This window comes from Lysobacter enzymogenes (genome assembly GCF_017355525.1).
Taxonomy (GTDB): domain Bacteria; phylum Pseudomonadota; class Gammaproteobacteria; order Xanthomonadales; family Xanthomonadaceae; genus Lysobacter; species Lysobacter enzymogenes_C.
This window is the reverse complement of the sequence record NZ_CP067395.1, coordinates 4,587,436-4,608,995: the sequence shown is the minus strand read 5'-3', so window position 1 is coordinate 4,608,995 and position 21,560 is coordinate 4,587,436. Positions and strand designations below refer to the sequence as shown.

Below are 21,560 nucleotides of genomic sequence, written 5' to 3'. Positions count from 1 at the left end.
CAGCCGGGCCTGCGCGCCGCCGCGGCGCGCGGCGACGGCGGCGCTTGCGCACCCGCACCGCCGCGCGCACCCGGAGGCGCCCGCCATGAGCCAGCATCACGCCGCCCAGTTCGAAGCCCTGGCCGACCTGTACGAAGACCTGTCCGACTGGCCGTTCCGCCGCTACATCGAAACGCCGAGCGTGCTCGAACGCGTCGGCGACGTGCGCGGACGCGACCTGCTGGATTTCGGCTGCGGCGCCGGCACTTATGCGCGCCGGTTCAAGCGCGCCGGCGCGCGCCGCGTGGTCGGCTACGACCTCGCCGACGGCATGCTCGCCAGCGCGCGCCGCCGCGCCGCCGACGAAGGGCTGGAGATCGACTTCGTCGCCGCGCTCGCGCCGGAGCTGGACGGCGCGTTCGATCTGGTGGTGGCGGTGTACGTGCTGCCGTACGCGCAGACGCTGTCCGAGTTGCGGCGCATGTGCGCGCAGATGCTGACGCCGCTGCGCCGCGGCGGGCGCCTGATCACCTTGCCGATCCATCCCGATTACGATCCGGCGCCGGCTTACTACGAACCGTTCGGCTTCCGCATGACCCCCGAGCGCGCCGAGGCGGCGCACCGCGACGGCGCGCGCATCCAGCTCGACCTGTTCTATCAGCAGCGCCACGACGCCAGCGTGCACGCCTGGTACTGGAGCCGCGCGGCGATCGACGCTGCGCTGCGCGGCGCCGGCGCGGACGCGGTGTCGTGGCACGACCCGCAACTGCGCGCCGCCCCCGACGCGCCGCCGGAACTGGCCGCCTACGCGCGCCGCCCGCACGCGGCCATCGTCGAATGCGTGCGCGGATGAACCTTGGCGCAGGAGAGCGGGCATGAGCATCAGCATCCAGGCCGTCGATGCGCTGGAACGGATCGGCCGGCGCGAGTACGAGGCGCTGTACGCCGCCAGCCGCGCGTCGCTGTTCTACGACTGGCGGTTCCTGCACGCGGCCGAGCGCTCGCCGTTGCTGCCGGTGGAAAAGACCGTCTACCTGTGCGCGTACGACGACGGCGAACTGTGCGGCGTCCTGCCGGCCTACCTGCAACGCCTGGCCGGCGTCGATCCGCTCGGGCTGCTGGCCGCCAGCGCCGGCGTGCGCGACGGCGGCGGCGAGCTGGGACTGTTCAGCCACGTCATGCATTGCTGGGACACCGGCGTTCCCTGCCTGGAAGCCGCGTCCGGCGCGCGCGAGCGGCTGTTGCGCGCGCTGCTGGATGCCGCCGCGCGCGAAGGGGCCCGCTACGCCGGCCTGCTCAATGTCGAGGATCCGGCCTTGTTCGCGCCGCTGCGCGCCTGCGGCCTGACGCCGCGGCCGTTGGTCGAACGCTACGACCTCGACCTCGCGCGCTTCGACGACTTCGAGCAACTGCTGCGCGCGCTGCCGAGCGACGGCCGCGGCGAGATGCGCCGGCAACTGCGCAAGTTCGAGGCGTCGGCGGCAAGCGCGCGGGTGCTGGCGCCGCCGTTCGACGACACCCTGGAAACGGTGTGCGGCCTGTGCTTCGCGACCACCGCGCGGCGCGGCACGCCGCATTATTTTCCGGCCGCGCCGCTGGCCCGCTTCGTGCGCCTGTGCGGCGAGCTCGCCCGGGTGATCGTGATCGAATCCGACGGCGCGCCGATCAGCGGAATGATCTGCTACCAGTCGCGCGACGCCTTTTACCTCTGGTCGGCCGGCGTCGTCTACGACCGTTGCGACTTCAGTCCCTACACCGTCGGCTTCGCCGCCGCCTACCGGTACGCCTTCGCCGCAGGCCTGCGCCGGGTCGAAGGCGGCCGCCTCAACGAACGGATCAAGCGCCGCCTCGGCCTGAGCCCGTCGACGCTGTACTCGGCGCTGGCGCCGCTGCCGCGCGCCGGCGCGGTCGCGCGCACCGCGCCGCATGCGCGCGCGTCGGCCGCGACCGCGTCCGTCGACTGAGCCGGCACACTCCGCAGGAGCGACTCATGCAGCACTATCGCGAACACATCGGCGCCGACGATTTCCGCACCTTCCCGCGCCAGCTCGACGGCAAGGCGCGTTCGCGCCACCACGCCGAATACGCCGGCTGGCATCGCAGCGCCTGCTGGAACGGCCGCCGCTTCGACCGTTTTCCCGAGTACATCGTGCGCGCGCAGTCGCTCGACGACGTCGCCCACAGCATCGACTTCGCCCGCGCCCACGGCCTGTCGGTCAGCGTGCGCGGCAGCGGCCACAGCTACGCCGGCTGCTTCCTGCGCGATGCCGGTCTGCTGCTGGACCTGTCGGCGCTGGACCGGATCGAAATAGATGCCGAAGCGGGCACCGCCAGCGTGCAGCCCGGGGTCGGCGCGCGCCGGCTCAGCGCCGCGCTGGCGCCGCACGGGCTGGCGTTTCCGACCGGGCACGGCGGCGAGGTCGGGCTCAGCGGCTTTCTGCTCGGCGGCGGACTCGGCATCAACTTCCGCGCCTGGGGCGATATCAGCGCGTTCAGCGTCCGCGCCGTCGACCTGATCGACGCCGACGGCGCCTGTTGCGCGCCAGCGCCGAACAACACCCGGAGCTGTTCTGGGCCGCGCGCGGCGGCGGGCCGGGGCTGTTTTTCGCCGCGGTCCGCTTCCACCTGCAATGCCGGCCGCTGCCGGCCTGCATCACCTCGTGCGCGTATCGCTGCGAATTGGCGTGCGTCGGCGAGCTGATGGACGAGATCGAACGCAGCGCGCCGCCGCCGGCGTTGCAGGTCATGCTCGCCCTGGTCGCCGACAGCGGCGGCCGCTACGCGCTGCTGACCGCCTTGGCGTTCGCCGACACGCCCGCACAGGCGCAAGCGCTGCACCGCGCCTTGTCTTCGCGGCTGCCATCGGCGCTGGCCGAGCCCGTCGACGTCGACGAACCCTCCGGCTTCGAATCGATCTACCGCGGCAGCGACGCGATGCTGAGCGCCGGGCGCTACCGCAGCGACAACATCCTCACCGATCGCGGCGCCGACGCGGCGCGCGTGCTCGCCGCGCATCTGCCGCGCAGCCCGTCGCCGGCCAGCCTGCCGCTGCTGATCTGGCGCGGCGAGCCGGCGCTGGCGGACGCGGCGTTCTCCGCGCGCGGACGCTGGTTCGTCTCCACTTACGCGCAGTGGCCGCACGAGCGCGACGACGACGCCAATCGGCGCTGGCTCAAGGCGCTGTACGACGAGCTCGCCGGACTCGCCAGCGGCTGCTACGTCAACGAGTTCGACCTGGAAGAACGCTCGGCGCAGGCCGCGCGCTGCTTCGCTCCGGCGAACTGGGCGCGATTGCGCGAGCTGCGCCGGCGGTACGATCCCGGCGGCGTGTTCTACGACGTGCGCATCGACCGGCGCTGAGCGCGCGGCCCGCGCACGCGCATCACTCGCGGCGCTTGCGGCTGCGCTTGCCAGCGCCGGCAGCCGGCGCGGCGTCCTCCGCCGGCGGCAGGCCTTCGCCGAGGCGCTCCATCCACGCCAGCGCGTCGACGTAGCCGAGGAACTGCTGCAGATACTCCGGCGACAGCGACTGCATCAGGTTCAAGGCGCGGTGCACCAGGCGCCCGGAATTGAGCGGGCCGGCGTCGGCCGGCGCGCGTTCCAGCGATCGCCGCACCTGCCGGTCCAGGCTCAGGCGCGACCAGCGCGCGCGGAATTCGTCGAGCGCGGCCAGTTGCGGATACACGGCGAGTTCGCCGTCTCCAGCGCGCTCCGCCGCGGCGCGCTCGAGGCGTTCGACCACCTCGGCCAGGGTTTCCGCGACCGGCGATGGCGGCGGCGACACCTGCAACCGGCGCAAATCGTCGGCGTACGCGCCGATCAGCGAATACACCCGCCCTTCCAGCACCCGCCGCAGTTCGCCGTGTGCGGCGGCCGCGCGCCGCGCCAGCGCGTCGATGCGATGGAAGCGCATGCGGTCGAGACGGTCGGCGCCTTGCGCGCGCCAGGCTTCGATCGTCGCGCGCGGGTCCGGACCGTCGGCGCTGGCGCGCCGGCCGTCAGCGCCCATGCGCAGGCGCGCCCGGCTGGGCCGGCTTCGGCATCGGCGCGATCTCCACGCGCCGGTTCTTGCTGCGCCCGGCTTCGTCGGCGTTCGAGCCGACCGGCTGCTGCGCGCCGAACGCGGCGGCGAACACCGCGTTCTCGGCCACGCCGGCGGCGATCAGCGCGCGGGTCACGGTCAGCGCGCGCTGCGCCGACAGTTCCCAGTTGTCGGCGAACTGGCGGTTGCTTTCGAGCACCTGGCGGTCGTCGGTGAAGCCGCTGACCATGAGGATTTCGTCGCGCGAACGCAGGTAGTCGCTGAGCGGTCCGGCCAGGGTCTTGAGCAGTTCGCGGCCTTCGGGCTGCAATCGGTCGGAGTTCAGCGCGAACAGCACGCTGCCGCTGATGCCGATGCGGCCGTCGACCAGGGTCACCCGGCCGCTGGCCAAAGGCGCGGCGAGCGCGCGTTCCAGCGTCTGCCGCCGCTGCGCCTCGATCCGGCGCTGCTTCACTTCCTCGTCGAGCCGGCTCGACAACTGCATCTGCGCGCCGATCACCCCGACCAGGATCAGCACGAACACGCCGAGCAGCACCGACATCAGGTCGCCGAACGCGGCCCAGACCGGCGCGGCGGATTCGACGCCGGCGTCGAGGTCGCCGTCGATCTCCGCGCTCATGCCGCCTGCGCCCCGGCGCCGGCGCTTTCGTCGACGCGGCTGTCGGCGCGCTCGTCGCCTCGTTCCTCGGCCAGGCGTTGCAGTTCTTCGATGATCTGCTTCTGGCTCAGCACGCTCAGGTCGACCACCTCGCGCGCCTGCGCGACGTAGTACGCCAGTTGCTCGTCGCTGCGCGCCAGCGATTTGTCCAGCGCGGTTTCCACGCCATGCAGGCGCTCGGCCAGGCGCTCGTTGGTTTCGCCGAACTGCTGCACCACCGTGGCGAACGCTTCGCCGAGCCCGGCCACTTCGACCGCGCCCGCGCTGAGCTGGGCGGCGGCGCTGTCGAGCTTGCCGGTGTCGCTCTCGATGCGTTCGTTGAGGCGCGCGCCGGCGCGTTCGAGCAATTCCGCCGACGAGGCGACCAGCGCGTCGACCGCGGCGCGTTGTTCGCCGCTGGCGTGGTTGACCGCGTCGAGCAGGGTTTGCAGCGTGGCCAGCAGGCGGTTGCGTTCCTCCAGCATCGCGGTGTCGCGGACCATGCTGTCGGAGAGCTTCTGGCGCAGCTCGGCGACCACTTCGGCCGCGGCCTTGGGCGCTTGCGCGGCGGCGTCGACCAGGCGCGAAATCTCGGCGATGGTGTCGCGCGCCTGCGCCTGAGACTGCTCCGACACGTCCTGCGCGGTGCGCGCCAGGGTGTCGCACACGTCCTGCTGGCGGCTGGCGGCGGCGTCGCCGGCCTGCTGCCAGCGCTGGCTCAACTCGGCGGTCATCGCGCCGAAGGCCGCAGTCCAGGATTCCAGGCGTTCGCGCTCGCGCGACTCCAGCGCCGACTGCAATTGCGCCTGCGACTGCTGCACGATCCGCACCAGCTCGGCGGCGTGCGCTTCGAAGCCGGCGACCACGCCGGCCGCGGCCTTCGGCGCTTGCGAAGCCGCTTCGACCAGACGCGAGATCTCGGCGATGGTCTCGCGCGCCTGCGCCTGGGCGTGGCCGGACATCGTTTCCGACGTGCGCGACAAGGTTTCACAAATGTCCTGATGACGGCCGGCGTTGCGGGTTTCCGACTGTTCCCAGCGTTCGCCCAGCGCCGCGGTCATACCGGCGAAGGCCTCGGTCCAGGCCGACAGGCGTTCGCGGTCGCGCGACTCCAGCGCGGTTTGCAGATCCGCGTGCGAGCCTTCGACCGTCTTCACCAGGGTCGCGGCGTGGCCTTCGAATGCGGCCGCGGCGGCGGCGAGCGCCTCGCGGTTGCGCTCGGCCAGCGCTTCGTGCGCGCCGTTCTGGCGCGTCAGCGCCTGGTCCCAGACCTGCGCGCTGCGTTCGGCGCTGCCGTCCAGGCGCGCGGACACGTCCTTGAGCAACGCGGCCGTGCCTTGTTCGAAGGTGCCGGCGAAGCCGTCGAGCGCGCCGCGCAGGTCGCGCAGCAACGCTTCGTTGCCGCTGCGGTGATCGGCCAGCGCGCTGGTCCAGCTGCCGGCGGCCGCGGCCGCGGCCGCGGCGAAACCGGCCGAGAGGCCGTCGAGCTGCTGCTGCACCGCCGCGCCGACTCGCTCGTGCAGAGCGGCGCTGTCGCGCGCGACCGCGGCCATGGTCGCGTCCACCGCCGGCTGCAAGGCCGCGCCGGCGGCGCGCGCGCCTTCGCCGATGCTGTCCTTGAGCGAGCGTTCGACCGATTCGGCCAGGCGCGCGTAAGCGGCTTCGGTGCGCTGGTGGAAGGCCTCCTGCTGCTCGGCCTGGCGCGCGTGCGCGGCCTGGCTGTGGCGTTCCAGCGCGGCCATCGCCGCCTGCAACTGCTCGACCAGCGCCGGCAGGGTGTCGCTCTGGCGCTGCATCAGTTCGAACGAGCGCTCGCGCTGGCGCGCGCGCGAATGCGGGCGCAGCGCGCCGGCGATGGCCGCGTCCAGGCGCTGCACCGCGCTCGCACGCTCGCGCCGGCACAGCGCGGCGAGCAGGCCGAGCATCGCCGACGCGGCGACGCCGGCGATCGAGGTGCCGAAGGCGAAGCCCAGGCCCGCGACCGGCGCGGCGATGGCCTCGCGCACCGCGCGCAGGTCGCTGGCGCTCTCCAGCGCCAGGCCGGTTCCGCGCAAGGTCACGGTCATGCCGAGCAAGGTGCCGAGCATGCCCAGCAGCACCAGCAGGCCGACCAGATACGGCGCCAGCGCCGGCGCCGGCAGCGCCGCGCGCTCGCCTTCGATGCGCAGCCGCGCGGCGTTGCGCAGCGAGGGATGCAGGCGCTGCAGCCATTCGTCCAGACGCTCCGGCGCCGCCGACAAACCGTCGAGGGCGCGCTCCAACGTCGCGGTGGCGCGGCGGTAGCCGAGCAATTCCACGCCGCCGGCGAGGTAGCAGGCGCCGATCAGCGCCACCACCGACAAGGCCAGCGCATGCGCGCCGAGATAGCCGAAGGCGACCCAGACCACGGCGGCGAGGCCGGCGATGAAGACCAGGGGAAACAGCAGATTTCGCGACAACGGGGTTTTCGTGGGCATGTCAGTCGGGTGCGCGAGCGCGCAGTGCTGCGAGCAAGCCTTGTGAGGGTTGTAGACGAACGTCGAGTTCGGCGAGCAATGCGTCGTGCATGTCGCGGCGGAACGGCGCGAGCCAGTCGTCGGGCGCCGGCGCCGCATCGCCGGCGGCGGCCTGCGCGTCGTGGCGCAGGCGTTCGAAGCGGCGGCCCAGCAGCGCCGGCGCGGCCGCCAGCAGGCTGCGTTCGCGCCGCGCCAGCGCGCGCTCCATCACCGCGTCCATTTCGGCCAGCTTGGCCAGTTCGGGCGAGGCGCTGGTCAGGCGCTCGCGCAGGCGTTCGCGCAGGCGGCCGGCGCCGGCTTCCAGGGTCTGTTGCAGGGCCAGATAGCGTTGGCGGAAGAACGGAAAATCGTCGGCGTCTTCGCGCGCGGCGGCCGAGCGCGCCGGCGCCTTCGCCGACGCCGTCGCGGCGAAGGCGCGGTCGCCGGCGATCGCCGCGGCCAGGACCTGGCGCACGCGCGCGCATTCGCGCTCCTCCGCGGCCACCGGGGTGGGCGCGCCGAAGCCGGGCACGAGCGCGGCGCCGTCCAGAGCCGAAGACAGGGCCAGGGACTGCGTCCATTCGATCCATTGGCTGAGCCGGTCCGACAACGGCGGCGCGCTGGGCGCAACGTCCACGTCGGCGAGGCGAGCGAGCAGACGGATCAAGGTCGGAGCACGGACCGCCGCCCGTCGGGGAGATTCCACTATCAACAAACTGGTCTGGGCAAAAGTTCGCCATTTTACACGCCGTGCGCGACCGGCCGGCATTCGCCGCAACGGCCGGTTCGGCGGCCGGTCATCGCGGCTGAATTGAATTAACCGCGCCGACGCATCGACGCGACCGCCCCGATGTGCTAGCGCCAAGGGCACGCGGGCCCAGTTGCGCGAAGCGCCACCGCGTTCGCATTCGCGCCGGAACCGGCGGCCGCACTCGGCCGATATCCGCATCGGCGCCGCGCAAACCGGTCAAGACGCGGCGCCCGCGCGCGGTCATCGTCGGCAAGCCCCGCAAAGGCGATCAGGGCCGTTGCCGTTTCCCCTGGCATGGATGCCGAACCCCGTCCGCGCGCCGCGCCCAGGCCCGACACGACGCGTCCGCGTTCCTCCAACCGAACAGGTCCCCCGATGCGCTCGCTCCTTTCCCCTCTCGCGGCGCTCGCGCTGCTCGCCGCCGCCGGCCTCGCCGCGCCCGCCTGCGCCGCTCCGCCCAGCGGCCAGCTCGTGCGCAGCTTCTCCGACGCCGCCGGCGGCAAGCGCAGCTACTACGTCGCGCTGCCGGCCGGTTACGACCCCGCGCGGACCTACCGGCTGGTGCTGGTGCTCGCCGGCACCGCCACCACCGGCCAGGAAATGCACGAATGGTTCGGCCAAGGCTGGAATCCGGACACGCCCGGCCTGGAGCGCCTGATGGCCGACACCGTGTTCGTCTATCCCGACCAGCGTTATTCCTGGGACGGCGACAACGGCTGGGCGCTCGGGCCCAACGCCGCGCCTTACGATGGCTGGCACGACCTGCGCTTCATCGACGAACTGCTGACCTGGGTCGAGAGCGACTACTCGATCGACACCGCGCGCGTGTTCGCCACCGGCCACTCCTGGGGCGGCGACATGACCGCGGTGGTGGGCTGTTACCTCGGCGGACGCTTGCGCGCGATCGCGCCGGTCGCGGCCAACCGCCCGTTCTGGTTCGGTTCGCCGCCCAGCGCCAAGGACTGCACCGGGCAACCGGCGGTATGGACCTTCTTCGGCCTCGCCGACGACCACTTCGGCGACAGCAGCCCGGACGGCCTGTTCGGCATCGAGCAGAACGATTTCTGGACGAAGAAGCTGGCGTGTTCGAACGACTACGACACCAGCGGCGAAACCCGCACTTATCGCGGCTGCAAGGCGGCGGTGAAGCTCACGCTGTACGCCGGCGGCCAGTATTCCGGCGGCGGCGGGCTGCGCGGCCACCAGCCGCCGGACTATTTCCTGGCGGCGGTGTCGGACTGGTTCTCGTCGTTCTGAATGCGAAGCGGCGCCGCGCGGGGGGAATCGCGCGGCGCCGCTTCGGTTGCGGCCGGGCTTGAGGCCGGCTTGAAGCGCGCCCGCTCAGGGCGCGCACTGCGCCGGCGCCGGGCGCCAACCCAGGGCGCGCGCCGGCAAGTACAGCAAGGACTGCAGGAACGCGAACACCGCGCCCAAGGTGATGCCGAGCAGACGCAGCGGCAGCGCCAACAGCCAGACCACCGGCCACAGCACCAGCGCGAGCAGAGCCAGCGGCCAGCACAGGACGAACAGCAGGCACCAGGCGAGCAAAGCGAGCAGCGTCTTCACGATCGGGTTCCCTCAGGGGTGGACGGCAGCGCCGGGGGCGGCGCAGGTTCACCCTGCGGCCGCGCCGCGCGCGCGGCAAGCGGCTTGCGACGAAACCCGCCCGGCGGCGACGGAACCGCGGTCGCGGCGACGAAACCGTTGCCGCCCGCCCGCATCGATTCGCCCCCGCCCCGGCCCGCGGCCGCTCGCGCCTCCGGTATGCTCCCGCTCACCGCCGCCGCCGCGTACGAGGAACGACCGTGACCGATGCCGTCTCGATGGTGTTCTTCCCGCCGCAAGCCGGCGGCTTCGACCTGGAGTGGGCGCGCGCGACGCTGTCGGCGAAGGGGCTCGACGTCGAAGCCACGCCGCGCGGGCTGGCGGTGAGCTGGGTCGAGGAACGCCCGGTGCTGCGGGTGGTGCTGGCCGACGGCGCGCACGTCGCCGCGGAAGCCGCGGAAATCGGCGCCGGCAGCGCGTTCGAACAAGCGCTGCGCGCCTGCACCGCGCGCTTCGAGATCGCCATCGACGATCTGGACGAAGCGCTGGACGAAATGAACACCCTGATCGAAGTGCAGGCGACCTTGCAGGAAGGCACCGGCGGGGTCCTGTTCAATTCCTGGAACGGCGAACTGTCGGCCTGAGCGCCGCGCCGGCGCCGGCGCGCGGTTCGCCCGCCGCGCGCGGCCGCGCGCACTTGAGCGCGCGCGGCGCCGATGGCAGCATCGCCGCGGTGAACGACCTGCCCGCCGACCCCGTCCATCTGCGCGACCTCGCCCGCCTGCGCCGCGTACGCGACCGCATCGACCGCGACTACGCGCAGCCGCTCGACGTGGAAGCGCTGGCGCGCGGCGCGCACATGTCGGCCGGGCACCTGAGCCGGCAATTCCGCGCGGCCTACGGCGAGTCGCCGTACTCCTATCTGATGACCCGGCGGATCGAACGCGCGATGGCGCTGCTGCGCGCCGGCGGGCTCAGCGTCACCGAGGTCTGCTTCGCGGTCGGCTGCTCGTCGCTGGGCACCTTCAGCACCCGCTTCGCCGAGTTGGTCGGCGTGCCGCCGAGCGTCTACCAGCGCGAGGCCGCGGCGGCCACCGAGGGCATGCCGGCCTGCGTCGCCAAGCAGGTGACGCGACCGGTCAGGAATCGAGAAGCGCCCGCCGGTTAGGCGGACGTAGCATGACGTCTCCCGCCGCCACCCACAGGACACGCCATGAACCTCAGCATCCATTCCAGCTTCCTCCCGCACACCGACCCGGAGGCCTCGCTGGCCTTCTACCGCGACGCGCTCGGCTTCGAAGTGCGCAAGGACGTGGGCTACCAGGGCCTGCGCTGGATCACCGTCGGCCCGGCCGGCCAGCCCGACACCGCGATCGTGCTGTATCCGCCGCAGGCCACGCCGGGCCTGACCGAGGCGGAAAAGCGCGCCATCGCCGAGATGATGGCCAAGGGCAGCTTCGCGATGCTCAACCTGGCCACGCCCGACCTCGACGGCGTGTTCGCCAAGCTGCAGGCCGGCGATGTCGAGATCGTGCAGGAGCCGGTCGACCAGCCCTACGGCGTGCGCGACTGCGCGGTGCGCGATCCGTCCGGCAACATGATCCGGATCCAGGCCGCCGCGCAGGGCTGATCCCGTTCCAGGCGCGCGGCCTCGCCCGCGCGCGCAGCGTCCCCGCGCGCGCCTCCGCGCGCGGGGACCGCGTCGCGGCCGCCGGCGCCTGGCCGCGCGGCCGCCCTCGTCCTTCATCGCTATCGTCCTTCATCGGCAACGGAGCGCGTCATGCATTGGAATCATTGGATCCGGCAGTTCCATCGCTGGACGTCGATCGCGTTCGTTCTCGCCGTCGCCGCCAGTTTCATCGCGCTGGCGCAGGAAAAACCGCTGGTGTGGGTGTCGTACGCGCCGTTGCCGCCGTTGGTGTTGCTGGTGGCGACCGGGCTGTATCTGTTCGCGCTGCCTTACTTGTCGCGTTGGCGCGGCCGTCGCGACGCGCGCGCTTGATCGCAGCGGCGAATGCCGTCGTCGCTTCGTCGCATCCGGATCGAAATGCGGCCGCGCGCGACGGCGCCGCGCTCCGCCGCATCCGCGCGCCGCGAAAGCCATCGCGAAGCGGCGCACGCGTTGAAAGTTTGACCGCATCGCCATCGCCGCCGCGCGCGCCGCGGAACGTATACCCGTAAACGATCCTGAATCTGCGCGGCGGGTTTGCACTTCGCCGGCGCTTACCTCGGGTTTTCCCCAGTTCACCGCTGCGCCGCCCGCTTTCATGTTGGCAGCCATGCCGATGCGCGATCCGCGCTCGCCGGCGCCGCCGCGACGCGCGGCCTCGCGCCGCGGCACCTCCCCTCGAAACGACGATCGAGCGAGCATCCCCATGAGCGTCCCCGCCCTCAACCTGCAGAACAAAGCCGTCGCCTACGTACCGGGCAACGGCGATTACAAGTCGCCGACCAAGGCCGAGCTCGAAGAACTCGCCGACAAGCTGCACGACGTCGGCGAGAAGAAAGCCAAGAAAGACGACTACGACCGCCGGCTCGAAGCGCTGGCCAGCGAGTTCCTGCCGACGCTGAGCCCCGAAGACCGCGGCCGCTTCATCGGCACGGTCATGGAGAAGGACAAGGGCGCGCTGGATTCGTGGCTGCAGAAAGACCGCCTCGACAAGCTGGTCGACAAGGGCCGCATCGACGACAGCGACCGCAAGCGCGTGCTCGACGGCGTCAGCCGCGGCTTCGGCGACGACCACATCCCCAAGGACAAGGCCGCCGAATTCATCGACGCCAGCCGCAAACCCGAGCCGCCGAAGGACGAACCCGCGCCGAAGGACGACAAGCCGTCCGAAGCGCCCAAGGACATCCTCGCCGACGGCTACCGCCAATTCGGCAAGGACGACCGCGTCGTCTACGAGGACATCAAGAACGTCTCCTATCCGGGCGAGTACAAGGACGGCTGGCTGCGTTTCGAAACCAAGGACGGCGGCAAGTTCGCGGTCGACAAGACCAATGCGCCCGACGTCTACGCGCTGGCCGAACGCAGCTATCTCGACGTCGGCCAGCAGACCATCGACAACGCGCGCGACCGCGCCAAGCTCGATCCGACCGCCAAGACCGACGTGTTCTCGCTGGAGACCAGCGAGGAAGTCGACGGCCACAAGCTCAAGGTCGGCGACGCGGCGATGAAGCTGATGATCGACGAGATCAAGGGCAAGAAGGACTTGTTCGACGGCAGCCCGCAGGCCGAGTTCCTGCGCATGGTCGAGGCGCGCAGCGCGGTGACCAACGGCAAGTTCATCCATCCGGTCTACGAGAACCGCCACATCAGCGTCGGCGGCCGGACCAAGACCGAGACCGAGAACCTGCTCAAGCTCGAGCCGGTCGACATGAAGGAGATGCTCGACGAGGGCAAGATCAACCAGCGCCTGGACGCTCTGATGCGCGACGAGCAGGTCTCGGCGCTGTACCAGAAGAGCCTCAAGGAAGCCGTCGGCAAGGTGCCCGAGGAGGAACGCAAGTCGATGGCCGACAAGCTGGCCAAGGTGGTGGAGAGCCCCGACTACGTGCAGGAGATCGGCAAGCTGCCCAAGTGGGATCAGCCGCGCGCGCAGGCCGACGTCGAAGATGCGATCTCGCAGTTGGGCCTGCTCGATTCCGACCGGGCCAAGTCGGCCGGGCAGAAGTTCGCCATGAACGCGCTGGCGCGCGACATCGACGCCGGGCTGGCCGACGACTCGTTCACTCCCGAAGCCGAAGTCGACGGCGTCGAGGCGGGGCTCGGCGCGGTCACCAACGCGATGGAAAAGGCCAAGCTGCCGGTCGACCTGACCGAGCAGATCAAGGAATTCCTCGGCAAGGGCGGCGACGACGCCAAGCGCGACTTCGCCAAGGTGACCGCGCAGCTGCGCAAGGAAGGCTACGCGCCGGAAGACATCGACAAGGCCTTCGCCAACGTCGACTTCGCCAGCGACAAGAAGGACAGCATCCGCAACCTCATCAGCAATCTCGACAACAGCGGCCTGCTGCCGTCGGTGTCGGGCGCGATCGGCATCGCCTCGACCGTGCGCGGGCTGGTCAAGGACGGTCTCGGCGAGACGCCCGAGGAAAAGCTCGCCGTCGCCGGCGGCATCATCGGCATGGTCGGTTCGCTGCCGGACGCGAAGAAGCTGCTGTCGAACCTCGGCAAGGGCATCGACGGCTCGTCGCTGGATCTGCTCGGCGTCGACAAGCAAGTCAAGGAAAGCATCGGCGTCGACACGCGCTACGGCAACCAGGCGGTGTCGGCCATCGGCGGCAACGTCGCCGACACCGACATTCCGCCGACCGACATCGCCAACCGCGACCAGATCGTGAAGGGCATCGAACAGACCGCAGGCGATGCGGCCAAGGGCAATCTCTCGCGCATTTCCGCATCGACGCTGAAAGTGCTGTCCGACTATTCGGGCAAGGCCGGCGGCGTGCTCGGCGTGGTCACCGGCGGCATGGAGGCGGCGGCCGCGTTCAACGGCGACAGCTCGCCGGCGGAGAAGGCCGAAGCGGTGCTCGGCGTGGTGTCGGGCACCCTGGAACTGGCGCCGGACGTGCTCAAGGCCGGCAGCCGCTTCGTCGCCGCGGTCGGCGGCCAGGCCGCCGGCGCGGTCGCCGAGCGCGTGGTCGGCGCGATCACCCGCGGCCTGGGGCCGGTCGGCATGTTGCTGAGCGTCGCTTCGGAACTGGTCTCGGTGTTCGTCAACAACGCCAAGGACAAGAAGGAAGCCAGCGAGCAGTACGACTGGTTCAAGAAGCTCGGCGACGACGGCGTGACCCACGGCGACTGGAACCTCAAGTACGACTACGCGGTCACCACGCTCAACAGCTTCGGCAACGCCCGCGACTACATCCACAACCTGCGCGAACTGCGCGGCGCCGACTGGGGCGGCCGCCAGGCGCCGGGCGACCGCAGCATCTTCGACTTCCACCGCGAGGAGTTCGCCGACTTCAAGGGCAAATGGGAGAAGGACCGCGGCGCCACCACCTACGTCGAGTTCCTCGATGCGGACAAGCGCAAGGCCGACTTCAAGCGCGAGAAGGACAACATGGACGAGGTCAAGGAGTACATGGACAAGCACCCGACTTATTTCCCCGGGTACAACGATTGGGTGCTGGATCTGTAAACGCAGGCGCGACGACGCGGACAGCGGCGCCGGCCCGGGCGCCGGCGCGCTGGTGCGAATCGTGCGTTTCCCGCTCGCTCAACGCGGACCGTCGATCCGATAGGTGGCAGTCGCAGTAGCCAGAATCCGGCCGGCTTCGTCGCTCAGGCGCGCGCGCACGACGCACAACGGCCCGCGCCAGCGCTCGATCCGGCCGTAGCCGAACAGGCGGCCGGGTCGCGCCGGCAGAAGAAACGCGTGGTCCGATCGCATCCGCACCGTCTCGTGGCCGGGCGCCAGCTCCGCGCCGATCGCCGGGCGCATGCAATCGTCGAGCATGGCCGCGATCGTGCCGGGCGGGATGCAGCCGAGCGGGTCCGTCGGTTCCGCGCCGACCGCGAAACTCACGCTGACGCTGCGGTCGGTTTCGTTGTGGGCATCCAGGCGCCAGCCCAGCGTCCGCGCCGCGGCCGGCAGCGGCGCGCGCCCTTCGAGCATCGCCCACAGCGCATTGTCGCGACGCATTCGCGGTCTCCTGTCGGGCTCGCGCCCGCAACGCCGGCGCGCCAGGCGCAGCGCGCCGGCCGGGGCCGCCGCCGCGGACGCGGCTGGACGGCCCTCGTGCGGCTACAACGTCGGTGCGCGGCGTTCGTGAAGCCGCGCCCTGACGCGGCGTTCGGTACGGAAGGTGAACGCGTGTGACGCGCGGCCGCAGACGAATGCGCGCGGCTGCGCACATGCCCCGCGCCGCGCGGGTTTGCGTGATGCGCGACGGCAAAAAACTGCGAGCGCGTGCCAGTGCGGCTTCGCGCGGCCTTGAACACGGCTTGCGTCCAATGAGCCTGCGCGCCGGCCCATGCATGACCTCCCCCATGCGGCAAGGACGCGCGACCGCGCGGCGGCGCGCGGTGCCGCGATCCGGCGGCATCGCGCGCGCGCCGTCCGCCATCCCCCTCGAGGACACCGCGATGCCCGTCGCCGCATTCCGCCCGTTCGTCCGCGCCGCGCTCGCCGCCGGCGCGCTCGCCGCATCCGGCGCCGTCTGCGCGCAATCGCTTCCGTACGCGCCGGTCGACGACGCCGGCAGCGGCACGATGGCGGTATGCAGCGCCACCTGGTACGGCGCCGAAGGCGAGATCCCGGAAGGCTGGCCGACCGCGAGCGGCGAACCGTTCCACCGCTTCGCGCTGGCCGCCGCGCACAACTCGCTGCCGTTCGGCACGCGGGTGCGGGTCAGTTACCAGGGCCGCTCGGTCGAGGTGCGGATCAACGACCGCGGCAACTTCGGTTGGCCGATCTGCATCGACCTGACCTACGGCGCGTTCCTGCGCATCGCCAATCCGGACCAGGGCGTGGTCGGCGTCGATTATCAAGTGCTGTAAGCGCGGTTCTCGCGCCGGCCGACACCGGCGCGCACGCATCGCCGTCCGCCCGCGCGCAATGCGCGGGCCCGCGCCACGGCGACGGCTCGCGGGTCGGCATCGAGGCCCGACGCCGGGCGCTTCGATCCGAACCGAAAACGTCGGATCCGATCGTTCCCGATGGCCCATCCGACCATCGATCCCGAAGCGCGCACGCTCCGCGACGAAGGTCCGGGCGAGCGTCCCCGCAAGATTCGTCTCGGCACGCCGCAAGCAGCGCGCCGAGGTAGGGAGAATCCGCGCGCCGCGCGTTATATCAACAGCGGACGCACTCGCTCCGCGAATGAATTGCGCCATTCAGCGATGGCGCAAGGGGACCGACACGACACGCTGAAACGCTGCACACCACGACGGGCAATGCGCTGCCCACTTGCATGATTCCTACGGAGATTCGATTCATGTCGATGAAGCGCAACCTGCTGGCCAGCGCAACCTTGTTGGCCATCGCCGGCACCACCGCCACCGCGGTGCTGGTCCACGAAACGCCCGCGGCCACCGCCGCCCACAGCGCCGCCGGCGCGCCGTCCCAGGCCTCGCCGGCCGCGGCGCCGGCGCATGCGTTCGCGGGCATCAACGCATCCGCGCCGCAGCTCGATTCGGTCAAGCAAGCCGCCGTCGCCCGCGCCGAGGCGCTGCTGCGCCAGCGCAAGACCGCGCTGGCCGCGGCCGCGGGCCGCAACGCGTCCGCGCAATCGCTCGCCGCCGAAAGCTATACGCCGCGCGATGCGATCGTCGAAGCCGACGGCAGCGAGCACGTGCGTCTGGCGCGCAGCTATCGCGGCCTGCCGGTGGTCGGCGGCGATCTGGTCGTGCACTCGCGCGACGGCCAGTGGCTGTCGTCGAGCGCGACCCTGGACCTGCAGGTGCCCGACGACGCCGCGCTGCGCGGCGCGCCCACGCCGAACATCGCGCCGGACCGCGCGGTCGCCGCCGCCCAAGCCAACTTCGCGACCGCACCGCTCGCCGATCCGGCCCTCGACACGGTCTACTTCGCCGACGCCAACCGGCCGAAGCTGGCCTATCAGGTGCGCCTGACCGGCCTCGGCGACGACGGCATTCCGGTCGACGACCTGATCTACGTCGACGCCGACAACGCGCAGTACCTGGGCCGCAAGAGCAACGTGCTGACGGTGGCCGCGCAAGGCGACGCGTTCACCCTCAACCGCGGCAAGGTCAAGCTCGACACCAGCCAGGTCACCGCCGCGGAAAACCCCGGCGGCGCCGCGGGCTTCCTGCTCACCGACGAGAAGCGCGGCAAAGGGCAGACGCGCAACTTCGAAGGCAAGGACACCTCCGATCTTGCCCTCGCCCTGGCCTCGCTCGGCTTCGGCGACAAGCCCGAAGGCGTGCCGTTCTACGATGCCGACAACCTGTGGGGCGACAACCAGGTCGACCTGAGCCAGCGCATCGGCGGCGAAGTCCACTACGGCGTGGCCAAGACCTGGGACTACTACCTCAAGCAGCACGACCGCCACGGCATCTACGACGACGGCGCGGGCGTGACCGCGGTGGCCAACATCACCTCGTTCGTGCGGGTCTTCTCCGGATCGACCGACAAGACCAACGCGTTCTGGTACACGCCGCTGAAGTCCATGTACTACCTCAACGGCGAAGCCGGCGTGTCCAATCCGGTCATCGCCCTGGACGTGGCCGGCCACGAGATGTCGCACGGCGTCGCCGCGGCGACCGCCGCGTTCCTCGGCAGCGGCGAACCGGTCGGCCTCAACGAAGCCAACTCGGACATCAACGGCACCCTGGTCGAATTCTTCGACAACAACCCGAAGGACCCGCCGGATTATCTGATCGGCGAGAGCGTGATGCAGGACGGCAAGCCGTTCCGTTACATGTTCAAGCCGAGCCTGGACCGCCGCACCGTCGTCTACAACGGCAAGAACGAGGAGATCGGTTCGTACGACTGCTACCCGCAGGGCGGCTTCGACTATTCCTCGACCGACCGGCTGGCCCAGGTGCGGGTGGACTCGCACTTCACCTCGGGCATCGGCAACCACTTCTTCTATCTGCTGTCGGAAGGCGCCAAGGTGCCGGCCTCGCACAAGAAGACCCTGGCCAAGGACGATCTGGTCTGCAACGGCAACACCAAGCTGCTGGCCATCAGCAACAAGACCGCCGGCCAGATCTGGTACCGCGCGCTGCGGCTGTACATGACCGAGCAGACGAACTACCCGCTGGCGCGCGAAGCGACCCAGCAGGCGGCGGCGGACCTGCTCGACCGCGGCCTGCTGAGCAAGAAACAAGCCAATGCGGTGGCCTGCGCCTGGGAAGCGGTCAGCGTGCCGCTGCCCGCGGGATCGGCGCAGCCCGCCTGCGGCTGAGAGACGACGACCCCCGTTGTCGCTTGACTTCGCCCCCGCGTTGCGGGGGCGTTTTTTCCTGTCCGCGCTCAGCTCAGCGGCTGCAACAGCAGCATCAGGCACAGCGCCCACATGAACAAGGCGATGCCGCCGTCGAGCACCCGCCACGCGCGCGGGTTGCGGAACACCGGTTGCAGCAGGCGCGCGCCGAAGCCGAGCGAGACGAACCAGACGATGCTCGCCGCGCAGGCGCCGATCGCGAACGCCCAGCGCAGTTCGCCGGCGTAGCGCGTGGACAGGCTGCCGAGCAGGATCATGGTGTCCAGGTACACGTGCGGGTTGAGGAAGGTGAAGGCCAGACACGTCAGCACCGCGGTGCGCAGGCTCTGCTGCTGGGCGTTGCTCGCATCCAGCCCGCTGCTGCCCTGCCAGGCGCGGCGCGCGGCCAGGAAGCCGTAGACGCCGAGGAACGCCGCGCCGCCGAAGCGCAGCACTTGCAGCAGCGCCGGCCAGGCCTGCACCAGCGCGCCGATGCCGGCCACGCCGGCCAGGATCAGGGCGATGTCGCTGAAGGCGCAGATCGCGACCACCGGGCCGACGTGGCGCTGGGCCAGGCCCTGGCGCAGGACGAAGGCGTTTTGCGCGCCGATCGCGATGATCAGGCCGGCGCTGGCGAGAAAGCCGGCGAAAGCGGCGGCGGTGAGCATGGCGAACTCCAGGACGGGACGGTAAGCGGGGGAGGCGGCATGGTGCCGCCCGCCCCTGCTTAAGGCCAGCTAATTTTCCTTTACAGTGTCAAGAATCTCTAATGACGGCCGCCGGCCGGGAGCGCCGCATGGACCTACTCCATCCGCAGCTGGCCGCGTTCGCCGCGGTGCTGGAGGAAGGCAGTTTCGAGGCCGCCGCGCGCCGGCTGTCGGTCACCTCCTCGGCGGTGTCGCAGCGGATCAAGGCGCTGGAGGACCGCCTCGGCCAGGTCCTGGTGGTGCGCCAGGCGCCGTGCCGGCCGACCCGCGCCGGCGAACGGCTGCTGCGCCGGGTGCGGCCGATGCAGGCGCTGGAGGCCGAGGCGCTGGCCGATTTCCTCGCCGAGGACCGCGCCGCGGCGGCGACCCGGCCGGTGGCGATCGCGGTCAACGACGACTCGCTCGACACCTGGTTCCTGGCGGCGATGGCGCAGTTGCACAGCCAATACGGCTATCTGTTCGACGTGCGCGTGGACGACCAGGACCACACCCTCGACCTGCTGCGCAACGGCAGCGTGCTCGGCGCGGTCACCGCCGAGGCCAACGCGGTGCAGGGCTGCAATGTGCATCCGCTCGGCACGATGCGTTACCGCGCCATCGCCGCGCCCGAATTCGCCGCGCGCCATTTCGGCGCCGGCGTCGACGCCCACGCGCTGGCGCAAGCGCCGATGATCGTGTTCAACCGCAAGGACGAGCTGCAATGGCGCTTCGTCCGCCGCATCACCCGTGCGCGGCTGCACCCGCCGATCCATTACGTGCCGACCTCCAGCGGTTTCGTCGAAGCCGCCGCGCGCGGCCTGGGCTGGTGCCTGGCGCCGGAGCCGCTGGCCGGGCCGTACCTGCGCAGCGGCCGGATCGTGCTGATCGACGCCCAGCGCCATCTCGACGTGCCGTTGTACTGGCAGCACGCGGCGGTGCGCTCGAGCGTGCTGCAGCGCATCGGCCAGGTGCTGCGCGAAACCGCGGCCGAGGCGCTGCGGATTGAGGCGCGCTGAGATAGCGCGATGCTGAGATAGCACGATCCTGAAACACCGCCGCAAGCCCGCATCGCCGCGCGCACCCGCCGAAACCGACGCGCGCATACTCCATCGCATGTCGCCGGATCGTCGCAAGCGGCCGCTGCCGCGGCGCGCTCGCGCCGGCCGCCGTTCGAGCGGACAGATCCGGCAAGGTCCGCGACCCGATTCCAGGTCAACCCCGCGCTCCCTGGCGCGCTTGTCAGTTTTGCGTCAGCGCCGCGACCGTTAAGGAATGCTACTGTCGCCGGCGGTATACCCGCACGGCGACTCACAGGACCATGACCATCAGCCCGTTCGCCGTATTTTCCAGCGTTTCCGCCGGCGCATTGCGCCGCCTCGCGCCCCTCGCCGCCGTCTGCCTCGCGCTCGCCGCGTGCGGCGGCAAGGCCGACAAATCCGCCGCCGGCCAAGACCGCGCGGTCGAAGTCGGCTATGTGGTGATGCAGCCGACCACGGTCGCGCTGACCAGCGAATTCAACGGCCGCGCGGTCGCGTTCCAGAGCTCGGAAGTGCGCCCGCAGGTCGGCGGGCTGGTGCAGCGCCTGCTGTTCGAAGAAGGCAGCCTGGTCCGCGCCGGCCAGCCGCTGTACCAGATCGACCCGAGCCTGTACCGCGCCTCCGCCGAACAGGCCGAAGCCGACCTCAAGAACGCGCGCGCCGCGCTCAAGGCCGCCGACCTGCTGGCCCAGCGCAACAAGTCGCTGGTCGCCACGCAGATGATCAGCCGCCAGGACTACGACAACGCGGTCGCCGCCGCCGACCAAGCCCGCGCCAACGTGGCCCAGCGCGAAGCCGCCGTGTCGACCGCGCGCATCAACCAGCGCTTCACCACCGTGCCGGCGCCGATCGACGGCCGCATCGGCCGTTCGCTGGTCACCGTCGGCGCGCTGGTCACGCCCGATCAGGCCGCGCCGCTGGCGACGATCCAGCGCCTGGATCCGATCTACGTCGACGTGCAGCAATCGGCGCAGCAGTTGCTGATGCTGCGCGAGCAGTTGTCGTCCGGCAGCGTGCAGGCCAGCGCAACCACCGCGCGCATCGTCCTGCCCAACGGCAGCGCGTATCCGCAGCCGGGCACCTTGCAGTTCTCCGAAGTGCTGGTCGACGAAGCCACCGGCACCGTCACCCTGCGCATCCGCGTGCCGAATCCCGACGGGCTGCTGTTGCCCGGCATGTTCGTGCGCGCGCGTCTGGCCCAGGCGACCCAGGCCCAGGCCTATCGCCTGCCGCAGCAGGCGCTGGTGCGCGGCCCGACCGGCGACGCCTTCGTCTGGGTCGTCGGCGCCGACAACAAAGCGGTGCAGAGGCCGATCGGCGCCGACCGCGTCGACGGCAGCGACTGGATCGTCAGCACCGGCCTGAACCCGGGCGACAAGGTCGTGACCCAGGGCATCGGTTCGCTGCGCCGCGACGCGACCGTGCGCGCGGTGCCGGCCTCGACGCCGCAGAAACTGCAAGCGCCCGACGCCGGCGCGGCGGCGCGACCGACGAAGCAAGGCTGAGGCGCGCGC

The 21,560-nt window shown here is 71.2% G+C and carries 21 protein-coding genes; 14 read left to right on the top strand and 7 right to left on the bottom strand.

The window, feature by feature from the left end; translation table 11 throughout:
- Nucleotides 1-85: 85 nt before the first annotated feature.
- Genes JHW38_RS19465 through JHW38_RS19450 form a run of 4 tightly spaced genes read left to right on the top strand, consistent with a single transcriptional unit; the run spans nt 86 to nt 3,339 of the window.
- Nucleotides 86-832: a class I SAM-dependent methyltransferase gene (locus JHW38_RS19465; protein ID WP_207522969.1), complete on the top strand. Its 747-nt coding sequence runs from the start codon at nt 86-88 to the stop codon at nt 830-832.
- A 22-nt stretch (nt 833-854) separates the two neighbouring features.
- Nucleotides 855-1,943, top strand: coding sequence for a GNAT family N-acetyltransferase (locus tag JHW38_RS19460; RefSeq protein ID WP_207522968.1), 1,089 nt, complete (start codon nt 855-857; stop codon nt 1,941-1,943).
- Nucleotides 1,944-1,969: 26 nt separating this feature from the next.
- Nucleotides 1,970-2,680: an FAD-binding oxidoreductase gene (locus JHW38_RS19455; protein ID WP_207522967.1), complete on the top strand. Its 711-nt coding sequence runs from the start codon at nt 1,970-1,972 to the stop codon at nt 2,678-2,680.
- A complete protein-coding gene (locus tag JHW38_RS19450; protein ID WP_207522966.1) occupies nt 2,680-3,339 on the top strand; it encodes a BBE domain-containing protein in 660 nt (219 codons plus the stop codon). The genes JHW38_RS19455 and JHW38_RS19450 overlap by 1 nt, the downstream gene beginning before the upstream one ends.
- 22 nt (nt 3,340-3,361) lie before the next feature.
- On the opposite strand, the gene JHW38_RS19445 is transcribed toward JHW38_RS19450, so the two are convergent.
- From JHW38_RS19445 to JHW38_RS19430, 4 genes are read right to left on the bottom strand one after another with little or no spacing between them, the layout of a single operon-like run.
- Nucleotides 3,362-3,988, bottom strand: coding sequence for a DUF2894 domain-containing protein (locus tag JHW38_RS19445; RefSeq protein ID WP_207522965.1), 627 nt, complete (start codon nt 3,986-3,988; stop codon nt 3,362-3,364).
- Nucleotides 3,978-4,640: an OmpA family protein gene (locus JHW38_RS19440; RefSeq protein ID WP_207522964.1), complete on the bottom strand. Its 663-nt coding sequence runs from the start codon at nt 4,638-4,640 to the stop codon at nt 3,978-3,980. The genes JHW38_RS19445 and JHW38_RS19440 overlap by 11 nt, the downstream gene beginning before the upstream one ends.
- Nucleotides 4,637-7,096 (bottom strand): DUF802 domain-containing protein, encoded by a 2,460-nt coding sequence (locus JHW38_RS19435; protein WP_428995331.1) that lies wholly within the window; start codon nt 7,094-7,096, stop codon nt 4,637-4,639. The genes JHW38_RS19440 and JHW38_RS19435 overlap by 4 nt, the downstream gene beginning before the upstream one ends.
- Nucleotides 7,097-7,115: 19 nt before the next feature.
- On the bottom strand, nt 7,116-7,841 hold the full coding sequence (locus JHW38_RS19430) for a DUF3348 family protein (RefSeq protein WP_242691423.1): 726 nt from the start codon (nt 7,839-7,841) through the stop codon (nt 7,116-7,118).
- Between the two features lie 417 nt (nt 7,842-8,258).
- Here JHW38_RS19430 and JHW38_RS19425 point away from each other — a divergent pair, with 417 nt between their 5' ends.
- Nucleotides 8,259-9,140, top strand: coding sequence for an alpha/beta hydrolase family esterase (locus JHW38_RS19425; RefSeq protein ID WP_207522962.1), 882 nt, complete (start codon nt 8,259-8,261; stop codon nt 9,138-9,140).
- A gap of 84 nt (nt 9,141-9,224) precedes the next feature.
- On the opposite strand, the gene JHW38_RS19420 is transcribed toward JHW38_RS19425, so the two are convergent.
- Nucleotides 9,225-9,449 carry a hypothetical protein gene (locus JHW38_RS19420; protein ID WP_207522961.1) on the bottom strand — a complete coding sequence of 75 codons (225 nt, stop codon included), beginning with the start codon at nt 9,447-9,449 and terminating at the stop codon, nt 9,225-9,227.
- Between the two features lie 239 nt (nt 9,450-9,688).
- On the opposite strand from JHW38_RS19420, the gene JHW38_RS19415 reads away from it, so the two are divergent.
- The 5 genes from JHW38_RS19415 to JHW38_RS19395 all read left to right on the top strand — a co-directional run bounded on the left by JHW38_RS19415 (nt 9,689) and on the right by JHW38_RS19395 (nt 14,572).
- The gene (locus tag JHW38_RS19415; protein WP_207522960.1) at nt 9,689-10,072 is read left to right on the top strand and encodes a hypothetical protein; all 384 of its coding nucleotides are present in this window, start codon (nt 9,689-9,691) and stop codon (nt 10,070-10,072) included.
- 89 nt (nt 10,073-10,161) lie between these two features.
- Nucleotides 10,162-10,596, top strand: a complete 435-nt coding sequence (locus tag JHW38_RS19410) for a helix-turn-helix transcriptional regulator (protein ID WP_207522959.1) — start codon at nt 10,162-10,164, stop codon at nt 10,594-10,596.
- Nucleotides 10,597-10,641: 45 nt separating this feature from the next.
- Nucleotides 10,642-11,058, top strand: coding sequence for a VOC family protein (locus JHW38_RS19405; protein WP_207522958.1), 417 nt, complete (start codon nt 10,642-10,644; stop codon nt 11,056-11,058).
- A gap of 150 nt (nt 11,059-11,208) precedes the next feature.
- Nucleotides 11,209-11,430, top strand: coding sequence for a hypothetical protein (locus tag JHW38_RS19400; RefSeq protein WP_207522957.1), 222 nt, complete (start codon nt 11,209-11,211; stop codon nt 11,428-11,430).
- Between the two features lie 373 nt (nt 11,431-11,803).
- Nucleotides 11,804-14,572: a hypothetical protein gene (locus tag JHW38_RS19395; protein WP_207522956.1), complete on the top strand. Its 2,769-nt coding sequence runs from the start codon at nt 11,804-11,806 to the stop codon at nt 14,570-14,572.
- Nucleotides 14,573-14,650: 78 nt separating this feature from the next.
- Here the strand turns inward: JHW38_RS19395 and JHW38_RS19390 are convergent, their stop codons facing one another.
- Nucleotides 14,651-15,076 carry a PaaI family thioesterase gene (locus JHW38_RS19390; RefSeq protein ID WP_207522955.1) on the bottom strand — a complete coding sequence of 142 codons (426 nt, stop codon included), beginning with the start codon at nt 15,074-15,076 and terminating at the stop codon, nt 14,651-14,653.
- A 443-nt stretch (nt 15,077-15,519) separates the two neighbouring features.
- Here JHW38_RS19390 and JHW38_RS19385 point away from each other — a divergent pair, with 443 nt between their 5' ends.
- Together JHW38_RS19385 and JHW38_RS19380 are read left to right on the top strand one after the other, a co-directional pair.
- Nucleotides 15,520-15,933: a septal ring lytic transglycosylase RlpA family protein gene (locus JHW38_RS19385; protein WP_207522954.1), complete on the top strand. Its 414-nt coding sequence runs from the start codon at nt 15,520-15,522 to the stop codon at nt 15,931-15,933.
- 437 nt (nt 15,934-16,370) lie between these two features.
- Entirely contained in the window at nt 16,371-18,305 is a 1,935-nt protein-coding gene (locus tag JHW38_RS19380; RefSeq protein ID WP_207522953.1) for a M4 family metallopeptidase, read from the top strand.
- 68 nt (nt 18,306-18,373) lie between these two features.
- Here the strand turns inward: JHW38_RS19380 and JHW38_RS19375 are convergent, their stop codons facing one another.
- Nucleotides 18,374-18,991 (bottom strand): LysE/ArgO family amino acid transporter, encoded by a 618-nt coding sequence (locus tag JHW38_RS19375; RefSeq protein ID WP_207522952.1) that lies wholly within the window; start codon nt 18,989-18,991, stop codon nt 18,374-18,376.
- Between the two features lie 128 nt (nt 18,992-19,119).
- Between JHW38_RS19375 and JHW38_RS19370 the strand changes: the two genes are divergently transcribed.
- Together JHW38_RS19370 and JHW38_RS19365 are read left to right on the top strand one after the other, a co-directional pair.
- The gene (locus tag JHW38_RS19370) at nt 19,120-20,025 is read left to right on the top strand and encodes a LysR family transcriptional regulator ArgP (protein WP_207522951.1); all 906 of its coding nucleotides are present in this window, start codon (nt 19,120-19,122) and stop codon (nt 20,023-20,025) included.
- A 302-nt stretch (nt 20,026-20,327) separates the two neighbouring features.
- The gene (locus JHW38_RS19365) at nt 20,328-21,551 is read left to right on the top strand and encodes an efflux RND transporter periplasmic adaptor subunit (RefSeq protein ID WP_207522950.1); all 1,224 of its coding nucleotides are present in this window, start codon (nt 20,328-20,330) and stop codon (nt 21,549-21,551) included.
- The last annotated feature ends 9 nt before the right edge of the window (nt 21,552-21,560 follow it).